General features: G+C 32.6%; 9 protein-coding genes. All 9 read right to left on the reverse strand.

Annotated features, from left to right (window positions below; all coding sequences use genetic code 11):
• Positions 1-16: 16 nt before the first annotated feature.
• On the reverse strand, positions 17-1636 hold the full coding sequence (locus LL038_RS08970) for a GDSL-type esterase/lipase family protein (RefSeq protein ID WP_216123583.1): 1620 nt from the start codon (positions 1634-1636) through the stop codon (positions 17-19).
• Between the two features lie 54 nt (positions 1637-1690).
• Positions 1691-3880 (reverse strand): 1,3-beta-galactosyl-N-acetylhexosamine phosphorylase, encoded by a 2190-nt coding sequence (gene gnpA, locus LL038_RS08975; protein ID WP_216123581.1) that lies wholly within the window; start codon positions 3878-3880, stop codon positions 1691-1693.
• 18 nt (positions 3881-3898) lie between these two features.
• On the reverse strand, positions 3899-4921 hold the full coding sequence (locus LL038_RS08980) for a glycoside hydrolase family 88 protein (protein ID WP_216123579.1): 1023 nt from the start codon (positions 4919-4921) through the stop codon (positions 3899-3901).
• A gap of 78 nt (positions 4922-4999) precedes the next feature.
• Positions 5000-6610, reverse strand: a complete 1611-nt coding sequence (locus LL038_RS08985) for an extracellular solute-binding protein (protein WP_216123577.1) — start codon at positions 6608-6610, stop codon at positions 5000-5002.
• A gap of 72 nt (positions 6611-6682) precedes the next feature.
• Complete coding sequence (locus LL038_RS08990) at positions 6683-7561, reverse strand: carbohydrate ABC transporter permease (RefSeq protein WP_216123575.1); 879 nt, start codon at positions 7559-7561, stop codon at positions 6683-6685.
• Between the two features lie 16 nt (positions 7562-7577).
• Positions 7578-8552 carry an ABC transporter permease gene (locus tag LL038_RS08995; RefSeq protein WP_216123573.1) on the reverse strand — a complete coding sequence of 325 codons (975 nt, stop codon included), beginning with the start codon at positions 8550-8552 and terminating at the stop codon, positions 7578-7580.
• Positions 8553-8781: 229 nt separating this feature from the next.
• A complete protein-coding gene (locus LL038_RS09000) occupies positions 8782-11142 on the reverse strand; it encodes a helix-turn-helix domain-containing protein (protein ID WP_216123571.1) in 2361 nt (786 codons plus the stop codon).
• Positions 11143-11302: 160 nt separating this feature from the next.
• Entirely contained in the window at positions 11303-14425 is a 3123-nt protein-coding gene (locus LL038_RS25550; protein WP_290443031.1) for a hypothetical protein, read from the reverse strand.
• Between the two features lie 18 nt (positions 14426-14443).
• On the reverse strand, positions 14444-16648 hold the full coding sequence (locus LL038_RS09010) for an SGNH/GDSL hydrolase family protein (protein ID WP_216123569.1): 2205 nt from the start codon (positions 16646-16648) through the stop codon (positions 14444-14446).
• Between the last annotated feature and the right edge of the window lie 266 nt (positions 16649-16914).

A 16914-nucleotide genomic window follows, 5' to 3' on the forward strand; every position in this document is an offset into this window, starting at 1 on the left:
AATCATTAATATAACATTATAAAAATGATTTAATTTTTAGTTTATATGCTCCTCTGGCTATAACCTTAACTTCTTCAATGGAAATTTGTTCTTTAGGATCTAAGTTTTTGTTTTCATTAGAAATTAGGCCATAATTATAAGCAGCTTGAACTATTCCTGCATACCACTCATCTCCAAATACATCTTCAAATATATCATTATAAACATTGGTAGGTGGATATTTTAAATCCTTAAGTATCATATCTAAAAATTCAACCTTAGAAACATTTTTCTTCGCTATGAATGTATCAATATAGCTATTAACATCAATTTCCTCTGCCCAACTATTTGCTTTTGTCCACTGCTTAACATCAGCCTTAATCTCTTCATCGCTAGGCTCTACCCAACTTTTCAATTGTTTTATTTGTATTTTATCTTCTGGTATATCAATTAAGTATTTAACTAGAGATTCTATATTAACTTTTTTAATCTCTTCAACTACTAATTTAGACATTTCAAAAGCTCCAAAATCATTGTTATGTGTATAATCCTTAGGAACAAAGTATTTAGAAGAGTTTTTTTGACCATGCTTTAAAATAAAGTCAACGCTTCTTTCATGCAAGTCTATTAACGCCACTCCTTTTTCCTTTGAAACTAAAATGCAGGCATTAGCATAATCTTTAAACATATCATTAAATGCACCATCTACACCATTCCAAATAGTTCTACTAACTGGAGTAACAATAATAGGGCAAGCACCTTTTTCTCTTACCTCATCTATATATCTTCTTAAATTATTAGCATATCCACCAAAAGCATCCAAGGTTTTGTCCTTTTGATCATTATGGCCAAATTGCATAATAAATAAATCCCTTGGTTTTATATTATTCTCTACAATACTTAAGTGGCCTTCCCGCCTAAAACTTTCTGTAGTAAGCCCTGAATGAGAATGATTTGATACAGCAATACCTCGACTTAAAAAAAGAGGTAAAATTTGGGCCCATCCGCAATAACTAGTCAAAGGATTATAGGGATATATTGTCCCTTGATCTGTTAAAGTGGAATCTCCTGCAACATAGATTGTTTGTATCTCAAGAGCTTCTTCAAGAATTACTAAATTCATGCATGCATTCTGGCCAATTATAGTGATATCAATACTATCATCCCTATAAATTTCAGTTTTTCCTCTTGGTATTATGTCACAAACATTAGCCGCGAAATTATGTTCTAGAAGTTCTCCAGCTTTAACCATTACATTTTTAAGAACAAATCTTCTTCTTTGAGAAAAGACTGATATAATCATATCTGAATTATTATTTCCCATAACTAATTTTATATTATAATTTCCACTATGAGGAACTTTCACTTTAAAGTATAGAGGTACATCAGGCTTATCACTAGAACAAAAACCGTTAATTAAGTTATTTAGGTGTCCCTTTTGCTCCATAATAATATTAGTAATCTTTTGACTAGTTAGCTCAGGATCAATGTCAAATGCACTTCCAATTTCCGGAATTTGAAGCAATTCATTTTTTTCTTTTAGCTTTTCAGTAACAAACCCATAACCAATTTCGTCAGCATATAAGGTATCGTTTGATATATTTATAAAGCCTTCAACTTCTTCAGCTGCGCCAAACATAAACTTTTTTAAAAACACGATTTTCCACTCCTCTTTTAAACATTTAGGCGTCTCTTTAAAGACGCCTAGTTATTATCCTAAATCTATTATTTTTATTCCATACGGTTTTAAAGAAACCGCAATTTCATTTTTCTTACAATCATACACTGTGGTTTCTTCAGCTTGACTCGTAATATTAATAACTGCTAATTTATTGCTTTTAGGATAGTAAGCACATTCTGTATTTACGTTGCTACAAGTCCAGAAACCAAATTCTTCCTCTTCATCAGCTGCCCAGTATATTGATCTTAATAATATTCTTATATTTTCAGGGATATACTTATGCCCAGAGAAATATACACTCCTACCTTTTCCAAAAGTATTTGTAGCTATTTGAATTGATTGATTTTTATCTGCAATAACCTGTATATTTTTGTCTATTACATATATATTATCAATTTCTTTTCCAAAATCCAATTCGCCTTGAATATCCTTAAGGATAAAGTGGGTTTCTTCAGCCTTTTTATATGCATATTTATCAAAACATACCGTTAAACCAACTTCTCTCTCCACCCCAAATACATGGCACATCTGAAAGTATTGACCACTATGTTTTGCCGCAGAAGGTTCTCCAACCCCAATAAGACCACCTCCATTTGAAACCCATTCTGTAAGAATTTCAATAACTTTCTCATTACTCCAATTCCAACCACCACTCCAAGAATCATCAAGTTGTCCAGCATTAATTATTACTTTAATATCACCGGAAATACCTTTATCAATAATATCTTTAAAACTAATAAACTCTACTTCTACAGGCAATCCTGAGATAGATTCCATAATTTCATTATAATAGTTTCCATGATTAAAGTGACCACGACAACCCCAAGCCCGCATATTTCCCCAAGCAGATAAAATAGCTACCTTAAATTTAGAGGAATAAGGTTTGCACTCTTTATGCAATTCCCTAATTGTCCTAAACTCTTCTGCTAATTCTTGAACATAATCAACAAATGCAGGATGATCATCAACTAAATGTAGGTATCCGCCAAAACCAATTCTATCTACGCAATCACGAAGCAGAGCTCTCCTTATATCTAACCAATAAGTTTTACATTCTAGCGATGGGTCTCCTCCTTCTATAAAAGTTCCCACTCCATTTACTCCTGTTGGAAAGAAATAGGGGTGAAGTCTTAATTCTCTTATTGCAACACCTTTAGTTCCTGAAACTTTTCTTGTTTCAAATCCACTAAACACGCCATCAATTATCCCATCAAAACCAAACTCTTTAAAACTATCTAAGGTAGGTTCCATTCCAATCCAATGGTCATTATAAAATACATAGGCTTTTTTCCCATGTTTATGAACTAAATCAATACATTTTTTACCAAACTCAATCACGAATTTATTTATAAAATCCATCCAATCTCTATATTTTTCAGATGGGGGTAAATATGAATTATTGTATAAACCTTTATTTACAAAATCCTCTGAAGTCATTTTATAACTTTTTTCTTTTTCAAAAAGTTTCATAGATAAAGGATTTACTGTGAAATCATAAGCGCCCCAATCATTTACGATAAACTTCAAATTAGGATCACTGCCCCATAGCCACCAAAAATTATAGAACATAGATGTGAATCGTACTACTTTTGTATGTGGGTGATCTATAAGCCATTGTTTTAAATATTTAAGAATATGATCTTGAGTCTCTTTGTACATAGGCTCTATAGGTAATTCATGCTCCCTATTCCCCCAATTATTTGTAATATGGTTATATGCGGATATTTCTTCCCAAATTCTATACACAAGAAAATTGACCGTGTATTTGTGCCATTTTTTTGTGTTTTTCACCATAACCGTTCCTGTATTTATGTCTAACTCCCACTTAGAAATTTCTATTTCTAATCCAGTAGTTCTATCAAAAACTTGCCAAAACTCTTTTGGATTATCTTTAATATTTATCAAAAATTGTTCTTTAAAAAAGCCTTGTAAAATATCTATTTTAACTGTATCACCATTAGCAATTAGTGGATAACTCCTTAGATAACATTGTTGAAGTTTATCCATATTTAATTTAGCCCACTCATTGGAACCGCGAACTAAACAAATGGTGGAATAAATATCATAACCAGAAGTTATTATTTTATCTGATAATTGAGTTCCATCACTATCCCTAATTACATCTGCTCCCCATTTTTCTGCCAGTTTCAAAGTTAAATCTTCAAAACCAGCTTCTCCTGGCAATGTAAATCCACCGATATTTACTATTTTTTCACGCATACTATCCCACCCTTTAAATTATTGTTCATACTTCAAAATTGCTGCAAGAAAAGCCAAAGTCAAACCCTGTCCCCAACCTTGAACTCTCTTTTTAGGAACTTTCTTATAACCCTGTGTATCTATCATTACTGCAGTACCTGCAGAAACATTCATAACTGATCCATCTTCTGAAATATTATTCATTATTCCCTCTAACGCCTTTTGAACATACTTTCTTTGAAGAGGATGTCTCACAATTACAAGACTTGCAGCAATTCCAGCAGAAGCTGAAGTTTCTAAATATGAACTTTCATCATCTAATATTGTGTGCCATAAACCTTCTTCTGACTGCAACCTAACTAAAGCACTTAGTTGATCTCTTAACGAACCACTTATTCCCATAAAAGCTGGATACAAATAATTTATAAGGGTGGCTGCTTCTGCCATAGTATAGGCTGCCCAAGCATTTGCACGCGCCCAATGAATGCCTGACATATGGTTTTGGTTAATATTATCCCATCCATGAAAAAACAGATCATTTTTATTATCTTGTAAAAATTCTTCATGCCAATAGTATTGGTTTAAGGCGTCTTCAATATATTCTTTATTATCTAGCTTTTTACCCATTCTAAGAAGAAAATAGGCTGCCATAAACAAAGTATCTGCCCATGCTTGCTTTGGAAAATCATTGCCTGCCGAAACTGTATGTTGGAAAACCCCTTCACCAAACCTAATTGCATCCTTTCTTAAATATTCAGCCTTTTCTATAGCCAAATCCATATATTTCTGATCCCCTGTAGCCTCAAACAAAGTTATTAGAGTGTGTCCCATAGCAACTACATTAACCGTAAATTCAGGCAGTCCTATTTCAATATATTCATCTACCCATTTCACAAGATAATCGATATATTCTTGATTTTTAGTGACCTCCCAAGCCTTACATATACCATAAAAAGCCACTCCACAAGGCCACTCCCAAGTAAAGTCCATTCTCATGGTTCTCTTTACAACTTTGTCTATAAGTTCTTTTATTTTTTCTTCATCATATTCTAATCTCTTCATTAAAATTACTTCCTTTCTTCATATATAAATATAGCCCTGTAACAAATTGCTTTATCACAGGTCTATATTTTTATTATTTTACTTTTTCATACCTTCGTATATCGATTTTCTTTCATTAATAACTTCTTGGTATCCACTTGTTAAATAATCTTTACTATATTTTGCATATAAAGCATCGAATTCACTTACTTTACCCATAACTATTTTGGCAGAAGCTTCTTCCCACTTACTTCCAAGTGTTTTTGAATTTTTTGTTAAAGAAGTTACAGGTTTATTAAACATAAAGTTTGGTTTTGCACCTATTAAGGTTTCTTTGTAACCATCAATATACAATTTTTCAAAGCCAGGTGCTCCTTTAGCAGTTGCATCCATCTTTAAATTTTCATCTACACTACCAAATTCTTTTTGTTCAGTAACAAGACCCCACATATCCTTGTTAGAGCTAAAATTAAGTTTATCCTCTCCAGCATAATTAGCTACTTCTACTGGAAGTCCACCCTTTAAATTATAGTTTTTACCTGCCACACCATTTTGAAGTACAAATAAATTTTCGCTTTTGCTCATCCAATCCATGTATTTTAGGACTGCATCAGGATGCTTACACTTTTTATTTATACCACTAAGCATACCATATGGTGCGTATGCGAACGCTTGTGGTGCTTGACCCTTTGGTAAAAGTGCGCTTGCAGGAAGTACAGTAAATTTTGCTGTAGGTACATTTTTTACAAGTGTTTGTAAAACTGGAGGAGTTTTTAAAGGCATAAGAAATACTCCAACCTTACCATTACTTATATCTGCTTGTAATTTTGTACCATCTTTATCTAATACAAATTCAGGACTTATAAGTCCTTCATTAAAAAGTTTATTGTCCCATTTTAATGTATCCTCTGTTGGCTTCCATGATAACGATGGAATTACTACGTCAGAATACATTGCAAATTCTTCAGCCGAAACATTAGCTGGTCTAAATGCATAATTCATATTTGCAGAACCAGCAGCAGACATACTCGATAATCCCTGCGGTATAACATTATTAGCTCCTACTTTACCAGGATCTTTTTCTTTAAATGCTTTAAGAACTGCATAGTACTCATCTCTATTTGTAGGAACTTTCAAACCCAATTTGTCTAGCCAATCTTGTCTTATAACATTAGATATTCCACCTACAAGTGGTCTTTTAGCTGGTATTAACATTTGCTTACCATCAAACACTCCATATTTCAAAACATCTGCTCCAAGTGTTTTTTCGAGATTTGGTGCATATTTATCAAGTTCAGATTTAGTTACTTCTTGGAAAGCACCCCTTGTGTAAAAACTTGACGCTGTTGTATAGTCATAACTAAAGATTATATCTGGAGCATCACCAGATGCAAGAAGCATATTAAACTTATCTACATCCGTAGTTCTTGGAATTGTAACATAAGTAACTTTTACGTTATATTTTTTCCCAAAGGTATCATTAATGTATTTAGTCCAGTAATTGTTATCTACAGGTGCTTGACCTTGAATGCCTCTATCATATATTGGAATTTTGATTTCCACTTGCTTTTTATAAGGTGCATCCACGGCAACTGAGGAATCACTTGTTGAATCTGCTGATTCTTTTGATGAGCCACACCCTGCAAGGCTGCTTACAATAACAGTCGTTAGCATAGCCACACTGACGATTTTCAGAAGTTTTTTGTTCATTTTTAATTCTCCCCCTTATAATCTAAAATTTGAAACTATATAGAAACTGCATATTCTTTTAGCAGTAAACTATCATTCTTTTACAGCACCAATCATTACACCTGATACAAAGTACCTTTGAAGCCACGGATATATTAGTAATATAGGAACTGTTGCAAACATTACTACAGAAGCTTTTAAAACTTCTGGTGCTAGTTGCACAGCGGCTCCAACTCCCTCTGCTGCAAGGGCCCCATTTGAAGAAGTGGCACTTACTAATTGATAAAGCTTCAATTGAAGTGGATATAATTCTGGCCTTGTGATATAAAAAAGTGCATCCTGAAATCCATTCCATCTACCCACAGCATAAAATAAGCTCAAGGTTGCAATTATTGGCATTGAAAGTGGAAGTACAATCTTAAAAAGTATACCTATCTCTGTACATCCATCTAGCTTTGCTGATTCCTCAAGACTATTAGGTATTGAGTTTTGAAAAAAGGTTTTAAGTATTATAAGATTAAATACACTTATTGCTCCTGGGAGAACAAGCCCCCACATGCTATTTAACAAATTTAAATCCTTAACAAGAATATAATCTGGTATTATGCCACCTGAAAAATACATTGTGATTATAATTAGTAAAAAGAAAAAATCTCTGCCCTTCAAAGAGCTTTTTGTCAATGGATATGCTGCACATATGGTGAGTGCCATACTTAATACAGTATATATCACCGTCATTTTTATAGTAAAGAAAAGTGATGTAATCATTGATTTATCATTGAAAATTTGCTTGTATGACTCCATAGTAAAATCTACTGGCAAAAGCGTAACTTTTTGCGCTACAACAGCCTGAGAGCTACTAAATGATACTGCTGCAACATGAATTAGTGGCACTAGGCATAGTAAAACTACAATACTTATAAACAAAAATATTGTTATATCTAAAATTTTATCTAATAACTTTGTATTCATATTTTCAACTCCTTTCTTACATAATTCCTTGTTCACCGAATTTTTTAGCTAACCTATCTACAAATAGTATTAGAACTAATCCTATAACTGATTGGAATAAACCCACGGCCGCTGCTATATTATATCTAACGGATTGAAGTCCAACCCTATAAACAAAAGTACTTATAACATCTGAAAAATCCATTACCAAAGGATTACCTAATACAAATGGACGATCAAAACCTATTTTCATTACATTTCCAACAGCTAAGATAAGCATCATAATTATGGTTGGCTTAATCGCAGGTAGAGTTATATACCATATTTTTTTTAATCTACCAGCTCCATCAATCATGGCTGCTTCATACAATTCCGCGTTAACACTCGTTATTGATGCCAAGTATATTATCGTTCCCCAACCTACCCCTTGCCAAACACCAATTACACAATAAGTTCCTAGCCAATGCCATTTCTCAATAAGAAAAGGTACTGCCTCTGCCCCTAATGATTTAGTTAAAATATTAACCATGCCTGTAGGAGATAGTAGCTGATAAGCCATACCACCTATAATAACCCAAGAAAGAAAGTGTGGTAAATAAAGTATGGTCTGAGATACCTTTTTAAACCACTTAATCCTTATTTCATTTAATAATATAGCAAGGATTATAGGTGCTGGAAAACCTAGAATTAAATCTAATACATTAAGGGATAACGTATTTCTTAAAACTTTATAGAAATCCGCCATTTTGAAAACTTCTTTAAATGCATCTAGTCCGATCCATTTACTACCATTAATTCCATTGATTACGTCGTAATCCTTAAACGCTACTATTATTTGGTACATTGGTACATATTTAAAAATCACAAAATATGTAACGGGTATGAATAATAGCAAATATAAAAAGAAGTCTTTTTTAATATAGTATAAAATTCCTTTTTTCTTTTTCTTAGTTACTTTGGAAACATCTAAAATAACAAAGTTACTCGGTGTAGGTGTATTACTGTTGCCCATAAGGTTCACTCCTTTTTAAGAATATAAATCGTTTACATTTATATCTTATCCGCTTTTACAATACTTGTATATAATCACTTTTGCCAATAGGCTTTGTTTTTGATAACATCCTCAAACCCTTTATTCCGAGGGCTTCATTTATTTAAATTTATTTATTTCTAATAAAACAAAGTAAATAAAAGACAATAATAAAAGCTACCATCAAAAACAATACTGATAGTAGCTTCTATTATTTAGCACAGTTCTTGAGATTTAAAGTTCTATACTCTCCCGGAGTTATACCCTCATATTTTTTGAAAAATCTAGACAAGCTTTGATTATTATTATATCCTATACATGAAGCTATTTCCGGCAAACTCTTATCTGTATCCCTTAAATGTACTTTGGCTTCATTTATCCTTAATCTATTGGTATATTCTATAATTGTTTTTCCTGTGTTTTCTTTGAATATCTTTCTTATATAGGAGTAACTTATACCAATACAACTAGCCATACCTTCAAAATCTATATCTTTATGATAGTTACTCTTAATATATCCTTCTATTATATCCATATATTCTAGACTCTCATCTGCAGATTTCTTTTTATATGAAATTATACGAGAATAAAAATCTACTAGTAACAACCCTATATCCTCTAGTGTCTCCTTTGAAGATAATTTCTGATAAATATTATAGCCGCTTCCATAAATATAACTTATATTAGTATTATCATCCACAAGATATTTTATTGTACTACCTATAAGCTGATTAAAAATTTGTGTAATATTATCATATGATATCTCTTCCATAGCTTTTATTTCTTCAATCATAGTTTTAACTTCCTTATCGATATCCACCATAGATCCTGCATTTAAGTAGTTAAAAATATGTTTTTCAGTATTATACGGATAAAAATATTTGTATTCCTCACCTAAAGATGATTTCCATTTAATTACACTTCCATAACCGTATAAAATTTTACGTTTTATAGCTTCGTTAGCTTCAAAATATGATAATCGTATTCCTGTTTTTTCACTATGACATCCCCCAATTCCAACCGAAATTGTATTGTCCATTACTTTTAATATTTCACCTTGTACTTCTTTAAACAAGTCTTCTACTATTTTATACGTTCCATCTTTATTGAAAACCTCCATATTAATAATTACTGCAATTTTACTAACATCAAATAACACACTTGCATTTACATAAGTTTTGTTTATTACTCCTTCACACACGTTAATAATTAACATCTTTAAATAGTATTGCTGCTCCTGTGAATATTTCGCCAAAAATTCATCAAATCTATCAATTAAAATTATTACACAAATAAAATTTTCATAGAAAAAATCGTATTCAACTTGATTTTCAGAGTTAATGTATTTCTGTAAGTTTCCTTTAATTAGATCTAAAATATACCCCTGTTTTAAGTCTTTCTTATTATTCTCTAATATCCCATACATTGCATCCTCTTCTCTTGCCATGGAACTAAAAGCATTAGACAGAAGTTTCATTTCATCTTCTTTTAAATCAGTCCCTTTATTTCTTGCTTTAACGTCTTGAACTAACTTATTAAGAGGGTTATAAAGTTTTTTCGCAACTATATAACAAAATCCTAGGCCTAAAACTATAATAGAAATAATAATTAAAATGATTTCTGTTGATAACTTATTTGCCTTTTCCATAAGGTTTGCAAGAGGATAAATCCCTACATAAATCCAATCATTAAATTGTGACTTATAATATGTAATAACTTTTTTTTCATTATCCACATTATCAATCATATACCCACTTACTTTATCAAAACTTAATATATTTTTTACATACTTTGTGCTAGAAATATTAGTTCTTACTAAGGACTTATCTTTATGTGAAATTATATTTCCTTTAGTATCTGTTATATAAATATAACCATCTCCTGAAATGTCCCTATTATTTATTAATTTACTCAGCTCATCTTCATACATGTTAACAACTATTGCTCCATCCACTTTAGAGTTTATAGGTGCCAAAGGATATACATAGGATATAACAGGGGCCGTATTAGAATTTTCATTTTGCAATACAGCAGTTTGAGGATTTCTATCTGAAATTATTCTATTTCCTATCCAATGTGGTTCCAAATTTATAGACCTAGCTTCCTTATAGGGCTTAATCCATTGGATATCATTAAATTTGCTCATCTCCACAGTTCCACGATTAGAAGTGATAATATAATCCGCCCCATCAATATAAACATAAATTGTAGTTATTCTATAATTTGATGCTAAAACCTCATTTAATAATGTATAAACCTGAGTTACTTTTACTACATTATTAACATCTGATTTAATGTTATTATAATTTTCTACACTGCTTAAATTATTAAGTACATCGCTTTGTGATATTCTCGCTACGTCTTTTAATATACTGGTGCTAAATAGAACATTTATATTATTAATCGTTTTCAAGTTGACCTCAGCTGTACTACCAATTTCATTTTCCGAGTAACTAATCATAGTATAATTAAAAATAATTCCTGTAATAATTAACGGAATCACTAAAAAAAGAGTAAATGCCAAAAAAAACTTCACAATCATTGGAAATCTGTTTACTGATAGTTTATTCATGAATATCCCCCTAAAACATAGCTTACATAATATACTAATTATACCACTTAATTTCACATAATTACCAGCCCAAATTCCTGCATACACCTTTACAAATCATCTTTCCCCAAATTAAAATAACGTACTGATTATTTTACTAATCAATACGCTATTTAATAGGTTATTTTATTTTCTCTTCCGTGCCTCCACGTGCCATTGTAATATTCGGTTGTGGTGGAGTTGTCATTCCACTTCCTAAATAATAACTTGTATGTGGTGGTTGATTGTAACCTGTATTTTGAAACGCAACTCCAAGTCTATAAATAGGATCATGCATTAAAGTAGGCAATTTAGTTTCCGTTACATCACTAGTAGCATAAATTCTTAAAGCACTACTATCCTCCGTTCTCCAAATTACTTCTTCTCTCCAATCACCAAACAAATCTGCCTGCAAACAAGGATTACCTTTTGTTCCATTATTAGAATTAGTACCCGTCGCAGTTAATATGTTTACAGATTTTTTATTAACATAATCCCATTTGCTAATAGTTCCTGGACTTGCAGGACCACCATAACCATTCCAATTATGATCAAGTAATTCTCTTTGCAAATCTCCATCCCACCATATAGCAAAGTTTGATGATGGTATCCCCTCAGATATTTTTTCTCCCTTAACAGTATAAAGTCCACCTGTACTGCTATTCCATTCGCCATCTACTGCCCAAATTTCTTCACCTATATAATTTGGATCAATATCTGCCGAAAGTCCTCTTCCTGTATCAATTCCTGATTTAACCCCGAAAAGAATTTTTCCAGTCCCAGCATCTCTTATATCCATTCCATAAGGTGAACCTTTTTCTTCTTGAACTTGATATATCTCAAGTCCTGGATTAGTAGGATCTAAATCACCAAGATGCATAGCGTCTCCATGTCCAAGTTTTGTAGTATAAAGAGCCTTACCATCTTGATTTATAACAGCAGCTCCTGTAATAATCTCATCCATACCATCTGCGTCAACGTCACCGACACTAACATTGTGATTTCCTTGACCTCTATACTCCGTGTACTTAAGCCCATTTGGATCTACTTCATCAAACTGACTATCGAAATTCCATTGCTTAACAAATTTTCCATTCTTAAAACCATAAGCAACTATTGCCATTCTAGTATAATAACCACGTTGCATTACTACACTTGGTGTTTTTCCATCTAAGTAGGCTACACTTGCTATAAAACGATCTCCACGATTTCCATAGGTATCGCCCCATTCATTAATATCAGTAGCAAAAGCTCCTCTTTGTGGTTCATATACCTGAGTATCTAAAGCCTTGCCTGTTGCACCCTCAAACATCGTGTGATATTCTGGTCCATCTAATATATAACCCTTTGCATTACTATAATCTTTATCTTCATCTCCAATTATATTTCCTTCTCCATCTATTGTACCATCTGCTGTTCGAGTAGTAAGTTCAGCTTTACCATCCCCATCAAAGTCATAGACCATTATGTCAGTGTAATGAGCCCCTGATCTTATATTTTTCCCTAAATCTATCCTCCACATAAAAGTTCCATCTAATTTGTAAGCGTCAATATAAGTGTTACCAGTATATCCAGCCTGCGAATTATCCTTAGCATTAGTTGGTGCCCAATTTAGAACTATTTCATACTTGCCATCGCCGTCTAAATCAGCAACACTAGCATCATTTGCTGTATAATCATAGATTTCACCAGCTTTATTAATCCCTGCTGCTGGTTTTCTAATTGGGAGTTCCTTATAGTTATTTTCCCAGGCAGTAACCGTTTCTGATTGTGATTCTTTCGAATTTCCACCTATAGTACGAACAAAATATTTTGAAGTTATAGTTCCTTTTGCATCTAAATAATTTGTGCTTGATTTTATGGGTTTACTATTTATTTTAACATTATCTCTATATACATCAAATTCTAACTCTTGTGCTTCTGTACCAAGTAAACGCCAACTAACTAGGACTCCATTAGCTGCTTTTACCGCATTTATTCCGCGATCAATTTTTTCCATTTGACGTTTTAAGACAACTTTAGCCCCTACAGTTAATGGATTAACCTTAGAAGATTCTCCCCCTGCATTTACTGCTACCACCTTATAATAATAAGTTGCGCTGTCTACACTTTTTTCATCAACATACTTATCTTTATTTGTACTGCCAACATAGGTATATTTCATATCTTTGTATAATGATTTGTATATATTATAAGATGTTGCATTCTTTAAAGCATCCCATGTAAGTTTTAACTTATCCTTGCTTTCATATTTATACTCTAAGTCTTTTACTGCTTCAGATAAAACAGTTACACTGCTATCTGCTAATTTTCCTGTAACTTCAGTGGATTTTAATGACTCTCCATTTTCATCTATTGAAGATACTTTATAAAGATACTCAACCCCTACAGCTGCTTTTGTATCCTTATAAGTTACATTTGTACAAGTTCCTATTTTACTGTAAGCATAATCCACCTTTGCCGCTCTGTAAATATTGTAACCGGTTGAACCAGTTACTGTTGTCCAACTTAAATTAATAGCTGCCTGACTATTAACTGAAAGTCCTGTTGGAACCGCTCTAAATGTAGCTGTAAGCTTTGCAGCTATAACTTCTGATAATGCTGATTCACCACTAATATTCACAGCTGACACTTTATAATAATACATTGCATTTGCAGCGCCTACATTACTGTCTATATATAATCCATTAGTTGAGGTACCTATCTTAGTGAAAGTACCACTTTCACTAGTAGATCTATACACATTGTAACTAGTAGAACCATAAGTGTATGTCCAGTCAATTCTAACTTTATAGATTCCATTACTTGCTACCATAGAATTTAATGTGAGTCCTATTGGAGTAGATGGTTTATCAATAACCTTCTTTGTAGTTACTTTAACTGCCGCTGTTTTTTCTGATTCTCCAACATAATTAAATGCAGCGAACTTATAAAAATAGTCCTTTTGTGCAGTTAAATTTGTATCTTTATAATGGTAATCATTATTGGTCTTTGTAGCCTTTCCTAATAATGCATAAGTACCATCTTTAGCATCAGATCTGTATACATTACAGCCTATTGCCAAACTAGTAGAGCTACTTGTTAATTGGACTACAGACCAACCAGCTTTGTCTATTGTGACGTTTGCTGGAACTGCTGGAACTACAGTTAACTCCTCTGGAACCGAAAGTGAACTAGCCGCATGCACACTTTTTATTGGAAAAATACTAAAAATGAAGAAAAATAAAATTAATATGCTAATCGAAGTAATTTTTTTTCTATACATTTAGTGCCCCCTGGTGTTTTATTTTTTAAGCTCCGCTGCCACAATACTAGCAAGTTTTGTAGCTCCTGCGCGATTGGGATGTAAACTATCACTCATAAAAAGCTTAGCTGTAGCTTCTTGACCTATTGATGTATAATACTGTGAGCTTAAAACATTAAGATCTATTAATGGAACTTTTTCCTCATCAGCCAAAGCAACTGTAGAATGTCTATACCATTTGTCTACAGCAGAGTGTACATTATTTAAATCAAAATCAGTTGCCTTTCCTTGTGAAGTTACGAGCACTACCTTTGCACCTTTGCTTTTCACCTGCTTAATCATATCACGCATAATTTCTTTAAATTCGGCTTCTGTCTCATATTTTGAATCATTAATACCAAATTCTAATATAAAGCAGTCTCCTTTTTTAATATATTTCATTATAGATTCAAATTGTCCATCATCACGAAATCCTCTTGCAAACTGTCCACCTGTAGCCATATCTCTAATTTGATATTCCTTATTACTTAGGAATTGTGGCAACATCTGCCCCCAGCCACACTGCAAACTAGTATCAATTGGATAATAGTTACATACGGTAGAATCTCCACTAATGTATATAGTCTTATCTGTTTTTGACTTATCTGATATCTTTGTAATTTCAAGTGCACTTAGCGTAAATGCTTTGCCTTCCTTACCTTCCGTCACAAGTATATTTAACTGTCCATCTGTAATAGGAATCTGAAATTTATCAGTAGCACCGTTACCTGTCATATTCATTACTTGATAAACGCCCTCCGCTGCTACACTTGTTCTTGAGGTATCCCCTAACGTCACCGCAACCTCATAAAGTCCATTTGCTAGATCTACATTAAATGTATTTGAACTTTTTGTGCCAAAAGTTAGGAACTGAACTGCATCACTTTCTGCCCCGCTACCAGCTGCTGTAACATTTTTCATATTTACCGGAGTATTAAAACCATAACCCACAGATGGATTGTATTCTAGTGATGCACTAACATTTGTATAACCTGGCTCTGCCACGCTTCCAAAATCAAACTTGTAATTTGTTTGTTTTACATTTGAATTCAAATTTGTAACATATTTTGAAATAGGTATATTAAGCGCTTTGATTTTTTGTGCAGTCATACTGGCAATCATATTTGCTCCAGCTTGCGTAAAATGAGTATAATCTGTTCCATTGGATGATACTAAATAATTAGGAAATACAGTGTCATATCCAACGGAGGTATAATAATCGATGCAAGTGTTCATCATATCAATTATTGGTGTGTTTGTTTCAATTGCTACCTGCTTCATTGCAATCACATAATCCGGAAAATCATTTACAAATACTCCATTTTTGTAATTAAGCCTTGCTACAGGCGTAATTAATATAGGAATAGCTCCTATATCACGGGATTTCGTAATATATTGTTTAAGGTAATCTTTGTAATTAGAGTATGGATCTGTATGACGGGCGGGAATATACGACGCATCATTATGACCAAATTGAATAAATAGGTAATCCTTTGGCCTAATTACATTTAAAATAGCATCCAGCCTGCCCTCAACAATAAATGATTTTGAGCTTCTTCCACCTATAGCTCTATTATCAAACATCACATCTCTACTAAAATATTTTTCAATACATTGACCCCATCCTGTTTGTGGAGCAAAGCTTGCACCATAGGTCTGCGCAGTTGAATCCCCAGCAATATAAATCATAGTGGGTGAATTATTTTTGAATGCACTGCCTGATACTTTAAAATCACAAATGCTTGCATAATCATTAGATGGAACATCTAAAATAATAATTTTCACATACCTTGCAAGGCCATTAAAAATATCCTTTTGTTTTTGGATAGTACTGGTATTATTGCTTTTATCTATCCTCAAAGTCCAATGCAAATTGTCTGTAGACGTTTCCACTCTATACTTGTAAACAATATTTTTTTGCCACATTACTTCAGTTTCCTCAAGCTCATAAAGACCTCCTAAATCAACCATCCAGTAATGATTGTCACTTGTATCCGCAGCACTCCAATATGTTGATTGCTTACCATCATTACCATTTGATGCACCATGCCCTAAAAGTTCACTATCAGATGTCGACGTTTTACCCATAGCAATATTGCTTGCGGCATATACTTTCTCGGGACTAACAAATAAGCTTGTTGCAATAAACATTACAATAAGAATCATTGAAAATAATTTTTTAGATCTACCTCTTGATTGAATCATTTTCTTCACATCCCTTTATAAAATTTTGATAATAAATAGATCTTTGATATTATATGAAATCACTTACGTAAGTGTTGTATACAATTTGTCTTTTCGTATCCTGTCTGAATTATACATACTATTCGCCAATTTTGTAAATGTTTACTTTTGATTAAAGCTATCACTTTTGTCATAATTATGCAATTTACTTATTACATTACAATCACTAAAACTCTTTGTATATCAACGTTCCATCTCACTAATTTGCCTATAATTAAACAAAAAAC

Origin of the sequence: Clostridium estertheticum (assembly GCF_026650985.1) — a bacterium.
In the GTDB taxonomy this organism is placed as follows: Bacteria; Bacillota; Clostridia; order Clostridiales; family Clostridiaceae; genus Clostridium_AD; species Clostridium_AD estertheticum_C.

Excerpts from the sequence above, each read along its gene's own strand:
- LL038_RS09000 (WP_216123571.1), bottom strand. The coding sequence starts at position 11,142 with ATGAATAAACTATCAGTAAACAGATTTCCAATGATTGTGAAGTTTTTT.
- LL038_RS25550 (WP_290443031.1), bottom strand. The coding sequence starts at position 14,425 with ATGTATAGAAAAAAAATTACTTCGATTAGCATATTAATTTTATTTTTC.
- LL038_RS09010 (WP_216123569.1), bottom strand. The coding sequence starts at position 16,648 with ATGATTCAATCAAGAGGTAGATCTAAAAAATTATTTTCAATGATTCTT.
- LL038_RS08995 (WP_216123573.1), bottom strand. The coding sequence starts at position 8,552 with ATGGGCAACAGTAATACACCTACACCGAGTAACTTTGTTATTTTAGAT.
- gnpA (WP_216123581.1), bottom strand. The coding sequence starts at position 3,880 with ATGCGTGAAAAAATAGTAAATATCGGTGGATTTACATTGCCAGGAGAA.
- LL038_RS08990 (WP_216123575.1), bottom strand. The coding sequence starts at position 7,561 with ATGAATACAAAGTTATTAGATAAAATTTTAGATATAACAATATTTTTG.
- LL038_RS08980 (WP_216123579.1), bottom strand. The coding sequence starts at position 4,921 with ATGAAGAGATTAGAATATGATGAAGAAAAAATAAAAGAACTTATAGAC.
- LL038_RS08985 (WP_216123577.1), bottom strand. The coding sequence starts at position 6,610 with ATGAACAAAAAACTTCTGAAAATCGTCAGTGTGGCTATGCTAACGACT.